The organism is Streptomyces sp. NPDC098781 (genome assembly GCF_044759995.1).
Taxonomy (GTDB): domain Bacteria; phylum Actinomycetota; class Actinomycetes; order Streptomycetales; family Streptomycetaceae; genus Streptomyces.
Map to the genome: position 1 here is coordinate 140,382 of NZ_JBIWAK010000004.1, position 17,844 is coordinate 158,225.

At 70.7% G+C, this 17,844-nt stretch carries 17 protein-coding genes; 4 read left to right on the top strand and 13 right to left on the bottom strand.

Features of this window, described 5'->3' with window-relative positions; genetic code table 11:
• Positions 1-232: 232 nt before the first annotated feature.
• Complete coding sequence (locus ACIQWG_RS17535; RefSeq protein WP_404096175.1) at positions 233-514, bottom strand: acylphosphatase; 282 nt, start codon at positions 512-514, stop codon at positions 233-235.
• Positions 515-666: 152 nt separating this feature from the next.
• Between ACIQWG_RS17535 and ACIQWG_RS17540 the strand changes: the two genes are divergently transcribed.
• On the top strand, positions 667-1,827 hold the full coding sequence (locus tag ACIQWG_RS17540; protein WP_404096177.1) for a CAP domain-containing protein: 1,161 nt from the start codon (positions 667-669) through the stop codon (positions 1,825-1,827).
• 16 nt (positions 1,828-1,843) lie between these two features.
• On the opposite strand, the gene ACIQWG_RS17545 is transcribed toward ACIQWG_RS17540, so the two are convergent.
• The 4 genes from ACIQWG_RS17545 to ACIQWG_RS17560 form a co-directional block, all read right to left on the bottom strand.
• Positions 1,844-2,566: an N-acetylmuramoyl-L-alanine amidase gene (locus ACIQWG_RS17545; protein WP_404096180.1), complete on the bottom strand. Its 723-nt coding sequence runs from the start codon at positions 2,564-2,566 to the stop codon at positions 1,844-1,846.
• A 59-nt stretch (positions 2,567-2,625) separates the two neighbouring features.
• The gene (locus ACIQWG_RS17550; RefSeq protein WP_404096183.1) at positions 2,626-3,069 is read right to left on the bottom strand and encodes a carboxypeptidase regulatory-like domain-containing protein; all 444 of its coding nucleotides are present in this window, start codon (positions 3,067-3,069) and stop codon (positions 2,626-2,628) included.
• 177 nt (positions 3,070-3,246) lie between these two features.
• Positions 3,247-4,035 (bottom strand): zinc-binding alcohol dehydrogenase family protein, encoded by a 789-nt coding sequence (locus tag ACIQWG_RS17555; protein WP_404096185.1) that lies wholly within the window; start codon positions 4,033-4,035, stop codon positions 3,247-3,249.
• Between the two features lie 499 nt (positions 4,036-4,534).
• Positions 4,535-5,125, bottom strand: a complete 591-nt coding sequence (locus tag ACIQWG_RS17560; protein ID WP_404096186.1) for a flavodoxin family protein — start codon at positions 5,123-5,125, stop codon at positions 4,535-4,537.
• A gap of 107 nt (positions 5,126-5,232) precedes the next feature.
• Here ACIQWG_RS17560 and ACIQWG_RS17565 point away from each other — a divergent pair, with 107 nt between their 5' ends.
• The gene (locus ACIQWG_RS17565) at positions 5,233-5,634 is read left to right on the top strand and encodes a winged helix-turn-helix transcriptional regulator (RefSeq protein ID WP_404096188.1); all 402 of its coding nucleotides are present in this window, start codon (positions 5,233-5,235) and stop codon (positions 5,632-5,634) included.
• On the opposite strand, the gene mutM is transcribed toward ACIQWG_RS17565, so the two are convergent.
• The 8 genes from mutM to recG all read right to left on the bottom strand — a co-directional run bounded on the left by mutM (position 5,607) and on the right by recG (position 12,865).
• A complete protein-coding gene (gene mutM, locus ACIQWG_RS17570) occupies positions 5,607-6,467 on the bottom strand; it encodes a bifunctional DNA-formamidopyrimidine glycosylase/DNA-(apurinic or apyrimidinic site) lyase (RefSeq protein WP_404096190.1) in 861 nt (286 codons plus the stop codon). The genes ACIQWG_RS17565 and mutM overlap by 28 nt on opposite strands.
• A gap of 82 nt (positions 6,468-6,549) precedes the next feature.
• Positions 6,550-7,338 (bottom strand): ribonuclease III, encoded by a 789-nt coding sequence (gene rnc / locus ACIQWG_RS17575; protein ID WP_404096192.1) that lies wholly within the window; start codon positions 7,336-7,338, stop codon positions 6,550-6,552.
• 19 nt (positions 7,339-7,357) lie between these two features.
• Entirely contained in the window at positions 7,358-7,531 is a 174-nt protein-coding gene (rpmF, locus tag ACIQWG_RS17580) for a 50S ribosomal protein L32 (RefSeq protein ID WP_003951102.1), read from the bottom strand.
• A gap of 2 nt (positions 7,532-7,533) precedes the next feature.
• Positions 7,534-8,196 (bottom strand): YceD family protein, encoded by a 663-nt coding sequence (locus ACIQWG_RS17585; RefSeq protein WP_404097699.1) that lies wholly within the window; start codon positions 8,194-8,196, stop codon positions 7,534-7,536.
• Between the two features lie 120 nt (positions 8,197-8,316).
• The gene (locus ACIQWG_RS17590; protein ID WP_404096195.1) at positions 8,317-9,372 is read right to left on the bottom strand and encodes an ATP synthase F0 subunit B; all 1,056 of its coding nucleotides are present in this window, start codon (positions 9,370-9,372) and stop codon (positions 8,317-8,319) included.
• Positions 9,373-9,433: 61 nt separating this feature from the next.
• Complete coding sequence (gene coaD / locus ACIQWG_RS17595) at positions 9,434-9,913, bottom strand: pantetheine-phosphate adenylyltransferase (protein ID WP_403454712.1); 480 nt, start codon at positions 9,911-9,913, stop codon at positions 9,434-9,436.
• Between the two features lie 26 nt (positions 9,914-9,939).
• Positions 9,940-10,545 carry a 16S rRNA (guanine(966)-N(2))-methyltransferase RsmD gene (gene rsmD, locus ACIQWG_RS17600; protein WP_404096198.1) on the bottom strand — a complete coding sequence of 202 codons (606 nt, stop codon included), beginning with the start codon at positions 10,543-10,545 and terminating at the stop codon, positions 9,940-9,942.
• A gap of 106 nt (positions 10,546-10,651) precedes the next feature.
• A complete protein-coding gene (recG, locus tag ACIQWG_RS17605) occupies positions 10,652-12,865 on the bottom strand; it encodes an ATP-dependent DNA helicase RecG (protein ID WP_404096201.1) in 2,214 nt (737 codons plus the stop codon).
• 189 nt (positions 12,866-13,054) lie between these two features.
• On the opposite strand from recG, the gene ACIQWG_RS17610 reads away from it, so the two are divergent.
• Both ACIQWG_RS17610 and ACIQWG_RS17615 read left to right on the top strand, forming a co-directional pair.
• Complete coding sequence (locus ACIQWG_RS17610; RefSeq protein WP_404096204.1) at positions 13,055-14,890, top strand: HSP90 family protein; 1,836 nt, start codon at positions 13,055-13,057, stop codon at positions 14,888-14,890.
• A complete protein-coding gene (locus tag ACIQWG_RS17615) occupies positions 14,890-17,823 on the top strand; it encodes a tetratricopeptide repeat protein (protein ID WP_404096207.1) in 2,934 nt (977 codons plus the stop codon). The genes ACIQWG_RS17610 and ACIQWG_RS17615 overlap by 1 nt, the downstream gene beginning before the upstream one ends.
• Positions 17,824-17,844: the final 21 nt, after the last annotated feature.

The window sequence follows — 17,844 nt, forward strand, 5'->3', positions numbered from 1 at the left end:
AAAGTTTGACGGTCAACACGATCACACCCCGTATTGGCGGGCAGACCCGGGGCACACGGCCGAAAACGGCGGTGCTGCGACTCCTGCGGGGCCCTCGGGGAGTGACGATCATCCTTAGGTGGGGAGCCTGCCACCGCGAGCCGTTCTTGGCAACCACCTGCTCATTTCTGCTCGGGGCAGTTGCCGGTGGCAGGTCCCTCCGCTTGCGCCAGGGCCGCTTTACAGATCCGGCTCAGCGGATGGCGAATCCGTCGTAACCCCCGCGAGGTGTGTCCCAGATCTCGGTGACGCCTTCCACCCGCCCGGGCGTGTCGTCGCCCTGGAGCCAGTCCAGAAGTCCCTCACATCCCCGCCGCGGGCCCTCCGCGACCACCTGGACCCGGCCGTCGTCCAAATTGAGAGCAAAACCACTCAGGCCGCCGATCTCCAGGGCCTTGGCCCGCGTGAACCAGCGGAAACCCACACCTTGGACGCGTCCTCGCACCCAGGCGACCAGCCGTACATCCTCGCTCATGAGTGCAACCTAACGGGCCAATGTCTCTCCGGGCACTTCCTCCCCTGGCGCCATGCGGTACCGTCCCCACCCAATGAATCTCATATGAAACTCACCCGATCGTGTGAGTTCGGTGAGGACGTTGAGACCGCAGGGACGAGGAAGGCCAGTACATGGGACGCCACCGACGCTCCGACGCCGGACGCGCCGCCAACGGCCGCGCCACGGGGGTCACACATACGGACGGCTCCTTCACGGAGGGCCACGACTCCCGGGACTCGTACACGAGTGACCGGCCGGTGAGGGGCATCGCGCCCTATCTGAACCCGGAGGCGTACGCCGAGTCCTACGCGAGGAGTGACGCCTACCTCTTCGCCCAGGACGACGACTACACCCGGATCACCGACACCACGACCTTCCCGGACGACGACGCCATGGCCTTCCGCAGTGAGGGCTTCACGCCCGACTCCGGAGCCCGGCGTCCCGGCGGCTCGCACCGCCGCCGCAAGAAGAAGGCCGCGGCACCGGTGAAGACCGGGCTGCTCGGCGTCTCCGCCGCGGTGGCGCTCGGCACGGTCGCGGTCGCCACGGGTGTGGTGCCCGGCATGGACAACTACAAGCTGGGCGGCGGAAGCGGCACCGACCGGGTGCAGGCCGCCGACACCCCGACCAACTCCCCCGCCGAGCAGGGCGGCACCTCCGGCAGCGCCGACCGGGACGACAGCGGCGGCTCGACCAGCCGTGACGTCGAGCGGCCCGCCTCGCCGAGCTCGCCCGCTCCGTCGACCTCGTCGGCCGCGCCGACGAAGACCCCGTCGAAGAAGCCGTCGGCCACGCCCAGCAAGAAGCCGAAGGAGACTCCTTCGCGTACGGCGACCAAGGCCCCGCCGCAGCAGAAGGAGACGGCGCCCGACCGGGGCAACGAGCAGGCCGGCGCCCCCGTCCAGGTCTCCGCGGAGGCCGCCGCCGCGGCCGAGGTGCTCAGGCTGGTGAACGAGGAGCGCGCCCAGGTGGGCTGTAGCGCGGTCGCCGCCAACTCCTCGCTCACCGAACTCGCCCAGGACTTCAGCGAGGACATGGCCGAGCGCGGCTTCTTCGACCACACCGACCCCGACGGCGCCTCCCCGTGGGACCGTGCCGCGAAGACCGGGATAACCGACCTCGGCGGCGAGAACATAGCCCGCGGCCAGGCCGACGCGGCCGCCGTGATGGAGGCCTGGATGAACAGTCCGGGCCACAAGGCCAACATCCTGAACTGCGACTTCAAGACCCTCGGCGTCGGCGTGCACTTCGGGGCCGGTGGGCCTTGGTGGACGCAGGACTTCGGCTACTGAGACAGCCGGCCGGCGCTCAGCGCCGGCGCTCGACCGGTACCGGCTCGGTGTCCGGCCGGGGGGTGGGGTCCGCGTTCTCGAAGTGGTCGTACGCCACCTGTGCCGCGGCGAGGACCTCGTCGTAGATCCGGTCCATGGACGGGCCGGCGCAGAGGGTCGAGGACCAGTGGTGGTGGTAGAAGAGGTTGCTTCCACTGGGGCGTTCGCCGATCACCTTCGCGAAGAGCCAGCCGGCGAGACGGGCGGCGTTCTTCCATGTGGCCTGGCCGACCCTCCAGTTGGGGTCGAGCGTTTCGTTCGCCATCTCGATGCTGATCGAGCTCTGGTTGCCGACCGTGTTGCCGACGGCCCAGGCGTACTCGTTCACCTTGACGTACTGAGCGACGGCGCCGTCGGCGTCCACGTCGAAGTGGGCTGATGCCGGACGCACCTTCCAGACGTCGAGCACACCCTGGTGCGAGAGCCGGCCGGCGTTGTGGTGCAGAGTGACCGACGTCTTCGTGTACGACGTGTGGGTGACGTGGCCCGTCGCGCTGAGCTGGTCGATGAAGTCCACGACTGGACGGTCGTAAGGGATGGTGGCTCCCGCTGGGAGGTCGCCCTCCGCGTCGTCCTCGGCGAAACCGACGAAGTCGCTCTCCGGAAGGTCGGCAAGGTTGTCGGTGCCGGGTCCGTCGCCGGTGTCGAGCCTTTCGACGGCCGCCTTCACGTCCTCGTGGTCGAAGTTCTTCTCGAGCATGACGCCGTCCTTTCAGGAGATGCGGCGCGATGGCCATGAGCCGGGTCGGGTACGGCCCATCAGGCGTCGGCCTGCTCCGTGAAGTGCTCCAGGAGGGATGCCTGGATGCGCTGGAGGAACAGCGTGTTCTGCTTGATCTGGGACAGCCGGGTCGTGGCGTGGGCGGCGTACTCCGGCCCTTCCACGGCCGAGGCCAGGAGGTTGGCGGCGATCACGTCGATGCCGCGCGCCGTATCCGCGAACTGGCCCACGGGGACCAGATGGCGGTCGAGCGGGACGGCGTCGTCGGCGATCACCTCGGTGACCAGCGACGGCTGCCACCTGTCCGCGTTGTTGAGCGAATGGTGGGTGTCGAACCGGACGGTGACCGTCTCACCGGCGGGCACGTCGACGCCGTACGAACCGTCGTCGTCGGTGAAGGCGTGATCGATGAGCGTGAAGTCGGGGCGGTAGACGCTGACCTTGATCATGGAGATCGGCTTGTCCCCGGCGATGGTTCGCACATGCCCGGCATGCGAGTCTCCTCTCGGGAGCGGCCGGAGTCGACGAACGCACGTCTGGTTGCAGTACAGACTTCTGATGGGCCGTTCAGGGCGTCTGATTCCAGGTTCGCCCTGTGTGCAAAACGTGTCAATTCGGTCAGCCCCTCTGGCCGCCTCGGGGCCATCGTCCGCCATGCTCTACAGGCTGAGGAGCACGCGGCCGAAGGGGCTGCCCTCAATGAGGTGACGCTGTGCCTCCGCGGCTTGCTCGAGGGGGAAGACGCGGTCGACGAGGGGCTTGATGTCCTTGCTGACGAGCAGGTCCAGCAGTTTGGCGTTGGCGCTGTTGATCTGCTCCTGCGAGAACAGGGGGAAGGTGAAGCCGTGTACGTGGGCCGCCTTCCAGATCAGGTCGGTGACGTTGATGTCGGCCTGCATGCCGGCCGAGTAACCGATGCTGATCAGGGTTCCGCCTCTGGCGAGTGCGCCCAGCGCCTGGCCGGTGATCGGCCCGGCCACACCGTCCAGGACGACGTCGACGCCCTTGCCTCCGGTGAGCCGTGCGACACCGTCCCCCAGTGACTCCTTCGTGAGGTCGATGACCTCGTATCCCGCCGCCCGACTCAGTTCGGCCTTGGCCGGGCTGGTGGCGGTGGTGACGGCGAGGGACGCTCCGAGATGCCGGGCGATCTCGACACCGCCCTGTCCCACCGCGCCACCGCTTCCGGGGGCGAGCACGCTTCCGCCCGACCGAAATTCCGCCAGCTCGGTGAGTGCGAGGTACGCGGTGAGGCAGCCGGCGCCGGCCAACAGCGCCGCGGCGGCGGTGTCGTCCACTTCGTCGGGCAGGGGGAGCAGATGGGCGGGGTCGGCCACGAGGTAGTCGGCCCAGGTGCCGTCGACGCCGATGCCGTAGCGTCCACCGCTGATCATGACCCGGCTGCCCTGCGCCGGCCCCGACTCCCCCGGCTCCTCGACCACGCCCACACCGAGGGTTCCCGGCGTGACGGGGAAGGACTTGACCGCACCGGGGGGCAGCTATCCCCAGCGCACCGTGTTGTCCAGCGGGTGGTACCCGCGACCGTCATCCGCACCAGCGCCTGGCCACTGGGCGCCACCGGCCTGGGGATGTCGGTCAGGTTCAGCACGTCGTAGTCACCGAACCGGTCGTACTGGATCGCTCGCATGGTCGTGCCGTTCGTACCTGCGGATCTTGGCGGGACGATCGCCGCAAGGGCAGTGGATCTCGGTGGGCCGCCAGGCTCCGAGCACGACTGGCGCCCGGCGGCGCTGCGGCCGAGGGGCGCGTGCACGCATCCAGGGGGCGGCTGCGGCGCTCTTTCGTACGAGGGTATTCAGGCCACCGGCATCGCGCGCCTGGATCGCCGCCCCTACGGGGGCCGCGAGCCCGGCGCAGCTCCCCGAGGCGCACGACCAGGGGCTCCCTTCCGATCCCGGCGACCGGCAGGGAGCCCCTCGTACACGATTACGCGGCGACCGCGGCGCGGCCGCGACCGAACACCCTCGCTGTCTCGGTCACCCGGCGCCCGAGGTGCTCGGCGGTCGCGACGTCGGCCTTGTGCACGGCCTCCGGGCCCTCGTCGGCGTTGGTCTGCGCGGCGGCTCCGGTGAAGAAGCCGAGGCGGTTGAGGTCGTTCTCGGAGCCGGCGCTGCTGTTCCAGCCGGGCAGCAGGCCGAGGTTGATCCAGTGCATGCCGAGCTGACCGGCAAGGATCTGGAAGAACTGAAGGGTGTGCAGCTTGTCGCCGCTCTTGGAGGCGGAGTTGGTGAAGCCGGCGGCCAGCTTGTCGGTCCAGGCATGCTCGGCCCAGCGCTTGGAGGTGGCCTCCGCGAAGACGTGGAAGGCGCCGGACGCGGTGCCCATGTAGGTCGGCGAGCCGAACACGATGGCGTCCGAGCCGTCGAGGATCGCCCACTGCTCCTCGGTGATCTCGTCCACCTTGATCAGATGCACCTCCGCACCGGCCTCGACGGCACCGGAGCGGACGGCCTCGGCGATGACGGCGGTGTGGCCGTAGCCGGAGTGGTAGGCGATGGATACGACAGGGGTGGTCACGTGGGTACTCCTGAAATGGGCAGCTCACTGGCGATGACGAAAGGGAAGCACTAACTTCTGGAAAGTGCAAGCTGCCGGTTAGCGCTGCGTTCGAGTACGCTTTAGTCATGGACACCACGCAGGAGCGCACGGCGGCGCAGGACCTCCCGTACAACGTCTTCGCCAAGGCGTGTCCCTCGCGCGGCACGCTGGAGCACGTCACGGGCCGCTGGGGCGGGCTGACGCTCGGCGCCCTGTACGAGGGCTCGCTGCGCTTCAATGAGCTGCGCCGCCGGGTCGACGGCGTCAGCGAGAAGATGCTGTCCCAGACGCTGCACGCCCTGGAGCGGGACGGCCTGGTGCACCGCGAGGCCCAGCCGACCAACCCACCGCGGGTCGACTACGAGCTGACGCCGCTGGGACGCGGGATCGCCGAGCGGCTGCTGAACCTCATCCACTTCGTGGAGGGGCAGATGGACGACGTGCTCGAGGCACGTGAGCGCTACGACGAGACGCGCGGCGCCCTCTGACACTTCGGGCAGAAGTAGCTGGACCGGTTCATCCAGGGCCGCCTGCGCATCGGCGTACCGCACCGCTTGCAGGGCAGCCCCTCACGGCCGTACGCGTCGAGTGAGCGGTCGAAGTAGCCCGACTCGCCGTTGACGTTGACATAGAGGCTGTCGAAGCTCGTGCCGCCGACCGCGAGGGCTGCGTTCATCACGTCCCTTACGTGGCCCAGGAGTTCGAGGCTGCGCGGGCGGGTGAAGGTGCCGGTCGGGCGGTCGTAGTGGAGGCGGGCGCGCCAAAGGGCCTCGTCCGCGTAGATGTTGCCGACGCCGCTGATCAACGACTGGTCCAGCAGGGCCCGTTTGACGGTCGTGCGCTTGCGGCGCAGCGCCTGGTGGAAGGCCTCGTCGTCGAAGAGCGGGTCCAGTGGGTCGCGGGCGATGTGCGCGATGACATCGGGCAGACCGTCGGGCGTGTTGTCGTGCAACGAGAGCCCGCCGAAGGTGCGTTGGTCGACGAAGCGCAGTTCGGTGCCGAGCGCGTCCGCGAACCGCACCCGGATCCTGAGGTGCTTCTCGTCCGGCGCGGTGTGCGGCTGCACCAGCAGCTGGCCGCTCATGCCGAGGTGGGCCAGGATCGACTGGCCGGTGTCCTCCAGGGGCAGCCACAGATACTTGCCGCGGCGGCTCGGAACGCCGACCCGGTGGCCCTTGAGGCGGTGCGCGAAGTCGTCCGGGCCGGCGATGTGACGGCGTACCGCACGCGGGTGCAGGACCTCGGCGTCGGTGACCGTGCGATGGGCGACCCACCGCTCCAGACCGCGCCGGACGACCTCGACCTCGGGCAACTCGGGCATGGGATCCCCCGTACACACCTTGCGGGTATGGACCGAGCGCCCGCCCCAGGGCCGGGACGGGCGCTCGGATCGCGCTGTTCGGTCAGGCGGAGGCCGACGACGCATCGGCGTCGGGCTCAGCGGCATCGGCCGCCGACTTGCGGGCGCGCTCGTCCGCGGCGTCCTTGATGGACCGCCACGCGGACTCAGCTGCCTGCTGCTCCGCCTCCTTCTTGCTGCGGCCGGTGCCGGTGCCGTACGAGACGCCTCCGACGCGGGCGGCAGCAGTGAAGGTCTTCTCGTGGTCGGGGCCGGTCTCCGTGACCAGGTACTCGGGCACGCCGAGTCCTTCGGTCGCGGTGAGCTCCTGGAGACTGGTCTTCCAGTCCAGGCCGGCTCCGAGGTTCGAGGACTTCTCGATCAGGGGGTCGAACAGACGGTGCACCAGCTCCGCCGCCGATTCCAGTCCCTGGTCGAGATAGACCGCGCCGATCACCGCTTCCAGGGTGTCGGCGAGGATGGACGCCTTGTCCCGGCCGCCCGTGCCCTCTTCACCGCGGCCCAGCCGGATGAAGGAGCCCAGGTCGAGCCCACGGCTGACCTCCGCCAGCGCACGCGAGTTGACCACCGCGGCCCGCAACTTGGCCAGCTGGCCTTCGGGCAGGTCGGGGTGGGTTCGGTACAGCGTGTCCGTGACCACGAGGCCCAGCACGGAGTCCCCGAGGAACTCCAGGCGCTCGTTGGTCGGCAGACCGCCGTTCTCGTACGCGTAGGAACGGTGGGTCAGCGCACGCACCAGAAGGGCGGACTCGAGCTTGTACCCGAGCCGCCCTTCCAACAGCGTGTGGGACGAGGCTGTGTTGTCCGCAGCGTTCTTCTTAGGCGTGGACACAGTGCCTCTCACCAGCCGCTCAGACCTCGAGGACCTGGCGCTTGTTGTAAGTGCCGCAAGACGGGCACGCGATGTGCTGCTGCTTGGGCTCGTGGCAGCGCTCGCACGCAACCAGGGTGGGGACCGCAGCCTTCCACTGCGACCGGCGGTGGCGCGTGTTGCTGCGCGACATCTTCCGCTTCGGAACAGCCACGGCTACTTCTCCTGCTTCTCGTCGACGCCCGCTTCCGCTTCGGCGCCGCTCATCTCGTCCTTCTCGCCGTCTCCGAGTGAACCGGCGAGTCCCTTCAGTGCCGCCCAACGGATGTCGACGGCGTCATGGTGGTGGTCCGGGTCGTCCGCGAGACGTGCACCGCACTCGGCACACAGTCCAGGGCAGTCTTCCTGGCACACCGGCTGCATCGGCAGTGCGAGCACCACCGCATCGCGCAGCACTGGTTCGAGGTCGAACAGGCCGTCCTCGAGAAAGAGCCTGTCCTCGTCGTCCTCGGCGTCGTCGCCGGGTTCCGCGTGGACGCGGCCCCGGTCGTCGGCGTCAGGGTACGAGAACATCTCCTGGAAGTCCGCTTCGACGTCCAGCTGAAGCGGCTCCAGACACCTTACGCACTCCCCCTCGGCCTGTGCACGGGCGGTGCCTGTGACAAGCACCCCTTCCATGACCGACTCGAGCCGGAGTTCGAGCTCGACCGGGGCGCCTTCCGGCACTCCGACGACTCCCTGGATACCGAGATCCTTGGGAGCGTTGACCTCGCGGGTCAGGCGCTGCAACGCACCGGGCCGCCGACCCAGCTCGTGTGTGTCGAACACGAGAGGGTTGCGGTGGTCGAGGCGGGCTGTCACGCCATTCCTGCTTTCGATCTGCTGAGCTCAGAGGGTCACTGCCCCTCGGTTTCCCTGGGCAGCTTTGATCGCGGACGTACGCGCGACCGAAGAGCCAGGATACTGGACCTTTCGCTCACGGCCCAATCCGGTGGCTCCCTACTGGCCGCGACCCTGCTCGTACGCCCTCAGCTGCTCCGGAGTGATCATGCCGGTGTCGAAGAGGCTGGTCTCGTCCAGGGCGTAGGACTGGTGGGCGGCCTGCTGGGGCTGCTGCTGGTCGTAGGCCGCCTGCTGGGCGTCGTAGCCCTGGTAGGCATAGGGATCGGCCTGCTGGTAGCCGTACGGGTCCTGCTGGCCGCCGTAGGCCTGCTGGTAGCCGGCGTAGGCGTCGGTCTGCTGGTAGCCGTACGCCGGCTGCACGGGCTGCGGGTCGTACTGCGGCTGGGCCGGTACGGCCGCGGGGGGCTCGGCGGGGGCCGCCGGGGCGTCCTGCTCGGCGAGCGCGGCGAGGTCGGCGAGGTAGTCGGCGTCGCTGGAGTGCCGGACGGTGCTGTTGTCGTCGGCGAGCGCCCCGAGGTCGTCGCTGGCGATGCGGCCGTGCAGCTTCTGCCGGCCGCGGCCGACCGCCTCCAGGGTCTTGGCCAGGACCGCCTCGAAGGCGCCGAGCTTGACGTCGACGTATTCGTCGGCGTTGCGGCGCAGGGTCTCGGGGTCGTGGCTGCGCTCGGGGGCGTCCTCGTCCTCGTAGCCGTTCTCGTCGGTGCCCGGACCGGTGCCGAGGAGCTTCTCGCGGCCCCGGCCGACCGAGCCGAGGGTCTTGGTGAGGACGACCTCGAAGTTGGCGAGCTTGGAGTCGACGTAGTCGTCGGCCTCCGCGCGGATGTCCTCGGCGTCCTTGCGGGCCTCGGCGACGATCCGGTCTCCCTCGGCCTGGGAGCGGCGGGCGACCTCGGTGTCGGAGATCAGCGAGCCGCGCTCGGCGTGCGCCTGCCCGATGATCCGCTCGGCCTCCTGGCGGGCCTGCTCGACCATCTGCTCGCGGCCGCCGATCAGCTCCTGGGCGTGCGCGAGGGAGCCGGGCAGGGCCTCGCGGACCTCTTCGAGCAACGAGAGCAGTTCGGCGCGGTTGACCACGCACGAGGCCGACATGGGCATCGACCGGGCACCTGAGACCGCCGCGACGATCTCGTCGAGCTTCTTCTGTACGTCCACCGTGTGCTCGCCACTCTCTACAGCTGTGATGGAGACGGACGGGACGACTGTAGCCGCCCGTTCAGCCCTGGCGCAGACGCTTGTTGAGGGCTTCCAGGACAAGCGGCGGCACCAGGTGGGAGACGTCGCCGCCCCATGTGGCGACCTCCTTCACCAGCGAGGAGGACAGGAAGCTGTAGGTCGGGTTGGTCGGCACGAAGAGCGTCTCCACACCGGACAGACCGTTGTTCATCTGCGCCATCTGGAGCTCGTAGTCGAAGTCGCTGACGGCACGCAGGCCCTTGACGATGGCCGGGATGTCGCGCTGCTTGCAGAAGTCGACGAGGAGGCCGTGGAAGGCCTCGACGCGGACGTTCCCGTACTCGGCGGTGACCTCGCGGATCAGGTCGAGTCGCTCGTCGACCTCGAACAGGCCCTTCTTGGCCTTGTTGATCATGACGGCGACATAGACCTCGTCATACAGCCTGGAGGCTCGGGAAATGATGTCGAGGTGTCCGTTGGTGATCGGGTCGAACGACCCGGGACAGACGGCGCGGCGCACTTGTGATCCCTCGCTCTCCGGTCCGGTCATCGTGCGTCTTCGCACGTAGAGGCGTTGTCGCCGATGGCGGCGGCGCGACCGTACCAAAACGTTCCCTCGCCGTAACGACGGGCCCGGATCGCTTCGAAGCCGTCCGGCCATCGGAACTCCCCGCCTCTGGTGCTGCGCTCCACGGTGACGAGGGCATCCGGCGCGAGCCAGCCCCCTGAGCGGAGTGTGAGCAGAATCTCGCGAAGATCGTGATCTGTGACGCTGTAGGGCGGGTCGAGGAAGACGAGGTCGTACGGCTCGGTCGGTGCCGGTGTCTGGATGATCTGTTCCGCTTTGCCCGCCCTCACCTCGGCGCCGGGCAGGCCGAGGTTCCTGACGTTCTCCCGGACGACGCGGGCCGCTCTCGCGTCGGCCTCGACCAGGAGGGTGTGGCCGGCGCCGCGGGAGAGGGCCTCCAGGCCGACGGCGCCCGAACCGGCGTAGAGGTCGAGGACCCGCTCCCCCTCCAGGGGGCCGCCCAGGAGGGACTGCCAGGTGGAGAAGAGACCTTCGCGTGCGCGGTCGGAGGTGGGGCGGGTGCCGGTGCCCGGCGGGACGGTCAGGCGACGTCCGCCGGCTGCGCCGGCGATCACGCGGGTCATCTTGGGTCCTTGGTTGTGAGCGGCTTTGGGTTCAGTGTGGCTGGTCGCGCCCCCACGGCGGTAGCCGCATGGTCCATCCAGCCCCGCGCCTCTGGGGGAGTCTCCCTCATCCCTTTTCCAGGTACTGCTCCCTCTCGTTGTCCAAGAGGGCGTCCAGGGCGGTCCGCAGGCCGGGCAGACGCTCCAGCTCCGGGTCGGCCGCCACCACACCCGCCGCCTCCTGCCGGGCCTCCGCGATGATCTCCTCGTCCTCGATGACCGCCAGCATCCGCAGACTGGTCCGGGCGCCGGACTGGGCCTGGCCCAGGACGTCGCCCTCGCGGCGCTGTTCGAGGTCGATGCGGGAGAGCTCGAAGCCGTCGAGGGTGGCGGCGACCGAGTTCAGACGCTGGCGGGCCGGACTCGCCTCCGGCATCTCGGTGACCAGGAGACACAGGCCCGCCGCCGAACCGCGTCCGACGCGTCCGCGCAGCTGGTGGAGCTGGGAGACGCCGAAGCGGTCGGCGTCCATGATCACCATGGCGGTGGCGTTGGGGACGTTCACACCGACCTCGATGACCGTCGTGGCGACCAGGACGTCCGTCTCCCCGGCGGCGAAGCGGCGCATGACGGCGTCCTTGTCGTCGGGGTGCATACGACCGTGCAGCACCTCGACCCTCAGGCCCTGGAGCGGCCCCTTGGCGAGGTGGTCGGCCACGTCGAGGACGGCCAGCGGCGGACGCTTCTCGGCCGCGTCCTCGGGGGACTCCGGGGTCTTCTTGCCGGCCTTCTTCGGGTCGTCCTCCTCGTCGCCGATGCGGGGGCAGACGACGTAGGCCTGATGGCCGTTGCCGACCTCCTCGCGCACCCGCTCCCAGGTGCGGGCCAGGAAGTGGGGTTTGTCGGCTGCCGGGACGACATGGGAGGCGATGGGCGAGCGGCCGGCCGGGAGCTGGTCGAGGACGGAGGTCTCCAGGTCGCCGAAGACGGTCATCGCGACCGTGCGCGGGATGGGCGTGGCGGTCATCACGAGCAGATGGGGCGGCTGCTTGCCCTTGCCGCGCAGGGCGTCGCGCTGTTCCACGCCGAAGCGGTGCTGTTCGTCGACGACGACCAGGCCGAGGTCGTGGAACTGCACCTTGTCCTCGATCAGCGCGTGCGTGCCGATGACGATCCCGGCCTCGCCGGTGACCAGGTCCAGCAGCGCCTGCCGGCGGGCGGCGGCTCCCATGGACCCGGTCAGCAGGACCACCTTCGTGGCCTGCTCGGCCCCGCCCAGCATCCCGCCCTCGGCCAGCTCGCCCATCATCTCCACGATCGACCGGTGATGCTGCTGGGCGAGCACTTCGGTGGGCGCGAGCATGGCGGCCTGACCACCGGCGTCCACGACGGCGAGCATGGCGCGCAGCGCCACCATCGTCTTTCCCGATCCGACTTCTCCCTGGAGCAGCCGGTGCATCGGGTGCTCGGTGGCCAGATCGTCGAAGATCTCCTTCGAGACCTTCCGCTGGCCCTCGGTGAGCGTGAAGGGAAGGCGGTCGTCGAAGGCCGCGAGGAGGCCGTCCGGCTTGGGTTTGCGGGCGAGGGCGGGGAGTTGGGCGTCGGCGAAGCGGCGGCGGGCGAGGGCCACCTGGAGGACGAAGGCCTCGTCCCACTTGAGGCGGGAGCGGGCGTCGTCGATGTCCGCCTTGGTGTGCGGGCGGTGGATCTTGAGGAGGGCCTCGGGGAGGGGGACCAGGCCGCGGCCCTCGCGGAGGGTGTCCGGGAGCGGGTCGAGCGCTTCCTGGGCGCTGGGCAGGACCGTCTGGATCGCCTTGCCGACCTTCCAGGACTCCAGTTTCGCCGTGGCGGGGTAGATCGGGATCAGGGCGCCCGCCCAGGTCTCGACCGCCTCCTCGGAGTCGCCGCGCAGCAGTTCGTACGCCGGGTGCGCCAGTTGGAGGCGGCGGTTGAAGACGGAGACCTTGCCCGCGAACATCGCGCGTGTGCCCGGCAGGAGCTCCTTGTGGGGCTTGTGAACGCCGTTGCCGAAGAAGACCAGTTGGAGGCGGCCGCTGCCGTCGGTGATCGTGACTTCGAGGCGCTGGCCCTTGCCGCGCGGCGCCTTGGCGGAGGCGAAGCTGTGCAGGCGGGCGTCGGCGACCATGGCGACCACGGTGACGTGCTCGTCCATGGGGAGGTCGGCGAGGTGGGTGAGCTGGCCCCGCTCCTCGTATCTGCGCGGGTAGTGGTGCAGCAGGTCGCCGACGGTGTGCAGGCCGAGGTGCTCGGCCATCACCTTCGCGGTGGCGGGGCCGAGCACCTTCTTCAGTGGTTCTTCCAGTGCGGGCACGAGATCCATTCCACACCACGGCACTGACATCGTCGTAGAGCCCGCGGCGCCCGTCCCGGTAAACGTCCCGGAAAGCCCTGGTCAGACCGCTCGTTTCGGCCCTAGGATGGCGCGCTCCGGCCATCCTTTCGCGGTCACCGCCTCACCGGGACCGCCCGACCCCGCGCCGTCGCCAGTCCCCCCAACGGCGCTGTGACGATGGACTCCCAGACCTCACAGTCATCCCAGGCATCTCAGCCGCCCCAGCCACCTCATACGTTCCAGGTCGACCTGCGTGGTCTGGTGGACCTGCTGTCCCACCATCTCTACTCCAGCCCCAAGGTCTACCTGCGCGAGCTGCTCCAGAACGCGGTCGACGCCATCACGGCCAGACGCGCCGAGGAGCCGGACGCGCCGGCCAAGGTGCGGCTGTACGCCGGCGAGGGCGCCCTGCGGATCGAGGACTCCGGGATCGGGCTGACCGAGGCGGACGTGCACAGCCTCCTGGCCACCATCGGCCGCAGCTCCAAGCAGGCCGAAGGGCTTCAGGAAGCCCGGTCGGACTTCCTCGGGCAGTTCGGCATCGGTCTGCTGGCCTGTTTCGTGGTGGCCGAACGGATCCGGGTGGTCAGCCGCAGCGCGCGTACGCCGGGAGCGGCACCGGTGGAGTGGACGGCGACGGACGACGGTTCGTACACCGTGCGGACCCTGCCGGACGACGCCCGCGCCGAACCGGGCACCACCGTGCACCTGGTGGCGCGGGCCGGGGCCGGGGAGTGGCTCGCGCAGGACCGGGTGCTGGCGCTGGCGCGGGACTTCGGCTCGCTGCTGCCGTACGACGTCCGCGTCGGCGACGAGGCGGTCACCGACCTGCCGGCGCCCTGGGACCGGCCGTACCCCTCCCCCGCCAACCGCAGGGTGGCGCTGGCCCGGCACTGTCACGACCTGTTCGGCTTCACCCCGCTGGACTCGATCGAGCTGGACGTGCCGCTCGCCGGGATCCGTGGCGTGGCGTACGTCCTTCCGTCGGCGGTCAGTCCCGCCCAGCGGGCCGGTCATCGCGTCCACCTCAAGGGCATGCTGCTGACCGAGCGGGCCGAACAGCTGCTGCCCGACTGGGCGTTCTTCGTGCGCTGTGTGCTCGACACGGACAGCCTGCGGCCCACCGCCTCGCGCGAGTCGCTGTACGAGGACGAGACGCTGGCGGCCGTGCGGGAGGCGCTCGGCGAACGGATCCGGTCCTGGCTGACGGGGCTCGCGGCCGGTGATCCGGAACGGCTGGCGGCGTTCCTGTCCGTGCACCACCTGGGCGTGAAGTCCCTGGCGCGGCACGACAAGGAGATGCTGCGCACGATGCTGCCGTGGCTGCCCTTCGAGACCACCGACGGACGGCTGTCCCTGGAGGAGTTCGCGCAGCGGCACCCGGTGGTGCACTTCACCCGGACCGTCGAGGAGTACCGGCAGGTCGCCCCGATCGCGTCCGCGCAGGGCGTCGGGGTGATCAACGGCGGTTACACGTACGACAGCGAGCTGGTCGAGGCGCTGCCGTCGGTGCGGCCGGGGACGGTCGTCGCCGAGCTGGACGCGGACACCGTGACCGCCCATCTGGACTCGGTCGACCCGGCCGAGGAGCTGGCTCTGGCGGGTTTCCTGGCGGCCGCGCGGGCGAAGCTCGACCCGCTGGGCTGTGATGTCGTCCTGCGCGCCTTCCATCCGCTGTCGGTGCCCGCGCTGCATCTCGACGACCGGGCGGCCCGGCACGAGCAGGCGCGCGCGCAGGCCGAGGAGCAGGCCGACGACCTGTGGGCGGGCATCCTGGGCTCGCTGCGCGGCAGCGCGCCGCGCGCGCGTCTGGTGCTCAACCACCTCAACCCGCTGATCCGCAGGATCAGTTCGCTGGGCGATCCGGAGCTGATCGGCACCGCCACCGAGTCCCTCTACGGGCAGGCCCTGCTGATGGCGCAGCGCCCGCTCAGGCCTGCCGACTCGGCGCTGCTGAACCGGTCCTTCATCGGTCTGCTGGAGTGGGCCACGAACGGCGAGGGAGGCCGCTGATGAGTGAGATCACCGACTTCGACGCGCTGCGCCGGGCGATGGCGGACAACGGCGAGGAGCCGGAGGGTCCGGCCCGCAACGCGCGCGCGGAGCAGCTGCTCGCCGAGGCGGAGCGGCTGAACATCCCGCTCGCGGTGATCGAGGCGCTCGGGCACCAGCTGAAGGTCTACAACTACAGCTCCGAGAAGGACAAGATGTTCGTCCCCTTCGCGCGTCTGCTGCGCATGTGGGACGAGCGGCCCGAGGACTTCGACGAGTACGAGACGCATTCGCTGCACTGGGTCTTCAAGTGGATGTCGTCCGGCATGCTCGACCAGCCGCACGTCCCGCTGGCCTCGATCGAGAAGTGGCTCGGCGAGATGGAGCAACGCTACCGGCTCGCCGGACACTCCGAACGGGCGGTGCGCAGCGCCGAGTTCAGTGTGGCCGCGCATGTCGGGGACGTGGCGCGGGCGGAGCGGGCGTACGGCGCCTGGCTGGCGGCGGACCGGGACGGGATGGCCGACTGCCACGCGTGCGAGCTGCACGGGCAGGGGTGGTGGCAGGCCGAGCTGGGCCGGGACGCCGAGGCGATCCGGCTGTGGGAGCCGGTCCTGGAGGGCGAGTTCACCTGCGCCCACGAGCCGCACACGGTCCTCGCGTCCTCCTTGCTGCCGCTGCTGCGGCTGGGCCGCGAGGACGAGGCCCGCGCGAACCATCTGCGGGGCTTCCGGCTGGTGCGGTCGATGGAGAGCATGCGCGGGGCGTACGCGGACCACGTGGAGTTCTGCACGCTGACCGGCAACGAGGCACGGGCCCTGGAGCTGCTCGCGGAGCGGCCGGCGTACTTCACGGACGACGGGCATCCGCGCAGCAAGCTGGAGTTCATGGCGGTGGTGGCCCTGCTCATGGATCGCCTGAGCACGCTCGGGCTGGGTGATCAGCGGGTGTCCGGTCCGGCGGGCCGCACCTGGAGCGCCGGTGAACTCGCCGCCCACGCGCGCGCGGAGGCCCTCGCGCTGGCCGCGCGCTTCGACGACCGCAACGGCACGGCACACGTCAGCGAGCGGGCACGCGCGCGTATGGAGCAGCCGCCGCTCGTGGAACGGCTGCCTCTGGGGGTGCGTACGGCGGCACGGCCGACGCCGGTGACGATGCCCGCGCCGGCCACCGTGCCCGCCTCGGCCGACGCCGAGCCCGACCTGTCCGTGCTGGTCGCCGAGGCACGGCGGCTGTCGGACACGCTTCAGCCCGACGCCGTCGAGGCCTGGGCCGCCGTCTCCCGGGCCGCCGAGGGGGTCGAGCTGGCCGCCCTGGACCGCGCGGAGATCGCCGACCACCGGGCGATGGACCTGGGCCCCGAGGGCGTCCCCCTGTTCGAGGAGGCGGCGCGGCTGTACGCGGAGGGGGGCGACGCCGGGGAGGCGCTGGCGGCACGCGCGCGTGGGGCGTACGTACGCGCGCTCACGGGCGAGGTCTCCGAGGCCCTCACCGCGGTCGCCGCCCTGTACGACCGGGTGCTCGCGCTGTATGCCGAGGACGGCACCGGTGTGCGGCAGACGGCGGCCGTCCTGATGTGCCGGGCGCGGATCCTGATGCGGCGGGTGCACGAGGCCGAGGACGCGGTGCCGCCGTCCGTCGCGGCCGACGCCGAGGCCGCCACCCGTGAGGTGCTCGCGCTGGTCGAGGGGCGGGCCGGGGACGACGTACGGCTGGCCTCGCGGGCCGCTGAGGCGCAGGCGATGCTCGCGGAGCTGGCGGCGGTCGCCGGGGACGTGGAGACGGCCGCGGAGCTGTTCGCGCGGGCCGCGGCGGCGTTCGTCGGTGCGGGGCTGCCGTGGTTCGCGGTGGAGTACGAGGCCCGGCTGGCCGGGCTCGCGCACCATCTCGGCGACACCGCGGAGGCCGAGCGGGCGCTGCGGGCGGCCCTGGAGCACGGCGGGCCGCACCTGGAGGCCACGGGACGGGCCCAACTGCACCTTCAGCTGGCCGAGGTGCTCGGTGGGCGTGGGCTGTCCGAGGAGGCCGCCGAGCACGCCCTTCAGGCGGCGCACTGGGCCGACGAGGCGGGCGAGAGCCGCACGCTGGGCGCCTGGTCGCGGCACCAGCTCGGCGGGTTCCTGCTGCGGCAGGGGCGGTTCGCCGAGGCGGCCGAGGTGCTGGAGTCGGCGCTGCCCGACCTGAGCGTCGAGACGCACGGCGACGGCGTCGTCGTCCAGACGCAGTGGTGGCTCGGCGACTGCCTGGACGAGCTCGGCGAGCACCGCGCCGCGGCCGAACGCCGGTTGCAGGCGGCCGAGATCGCCCGGCACTGGCCCGAGCAGCACGACCACGCCACGCTCGCCCACCTGGCCGCCGAGTCGCTCGGTCACGCGGGCCTGCACGCCGAGGCGGACCAGGCGTACGCGCGCGCGAGCGCGCTGTGGCGCTCCCTGGGCCATGTGCACGGCCTGGTCCGCTCGCTGCGGGCCCGTGCGTGGCTGGCGCTGGGCGTGGCGGACCGGGACGAGGCAGCGGCCGACTTCATGGCGAGCGCGGTCGAGGAGTGCCGGGCCGCGCTGGAGACGGCCGACGACGCGGAGGCCCGTGAGCGGCTCACCGTCGAACTCGGCCACACCCATCGGCAGTTCGGCGACCTCCTCGCCCGTTCCGCCGCGGAGGACGCCGAGGACGAGTCGATCCGCGGTGCGTTGGAGGACGCCCTCGTCCAGGTGACGCGGGCGGTCGCGGTGTTCGCGTCGCTGGGCGGCGGGGCCCTGCACAGCCGCACCGGCGCGGAACTCGCCGCGGGCTGGCTGGAGGCCGACCTGGGCCGCCCTGCCGAGGCGGCGGCACGCGCGCGTGCGGTGCTGTCGGCGTACGACGGCGCCGGGGAGGACGACGAGACGGCGCGGGAGCGGCGGGCGGAGGCGGAGCAGATGCTTCAGGTGACGGCGGAGCAGGAGACGCCGTAGGCCTCACACCCCACCCTGGGC

Excerpts from the sequence above, each read along its gene's own strand:
- ACIQWG_RS17535 (WP_404096175.1), bottom strand. The coding sequence starts at position 514 with ATGAGCGAGGATGTACGGCTGGTCGCCTGGGTGCGAGGACGCGTCCAA.
- ACIQWG_RS17565 (WP_404096188.1), top strand. The coding sequence starts at position 5,233 with ATGGACACCACGCAGGAGCGCACGGCGGCGCAGGACCTCCCGTACAAC.
- ACIQWG_RS17610 (WP_404096204.1), top strand. The coding sequence starts at position 13,055 with ATGGACTCCCAGACCTCACAGTCATCCCAGGCATCTCAGCCGCCCCAG.
- ACIQWG_RS17615 (WP_404096207.1), top strand. The coding sequence starts at position 14,890 with ATGAGTGAGATCACCGACTTCGACGCGCTGCGCCGGGCGATGGCGGAC.
- ACIQWG_RS17540 (WP_404096177.1), top strand. The coding sequence starts at position 667 with ATGGGACGCCACCGACGCTCCGACGCCGGACGCGCCGCCAACGGCCGC.
- rsmD (WP_404096198.1), bottom strand. The coding sequence starts at position 10,545 with ATGACCCGCGTGATCGCCGGCGCAGCCGGCGGACGTCGCCTGACCGTC.
- mutM (WP_404096190.1), bottom strand. The coding sequence starts at position 6,467 with ATGCCCGAGTTGCCCGAGGTCGAGGTCGTCCGGCGCGGTCTGGAGCGG.
- ACIQWG_RS17545 (WP_404096180.1), bottom strand. The coding sequence starts at position 2,566 with ATGCTCGAGAAGAACTTCGACCACGAGGACGTGAAGGCGGCCGTCGAA.
- recG (WP_404096201.1), bottom strand. The coding sequence starts at position 12,865 with ATGGATCTCGTGCCCGCACTGGAAGAACCACTGAAGAAGGTGCTCGGC.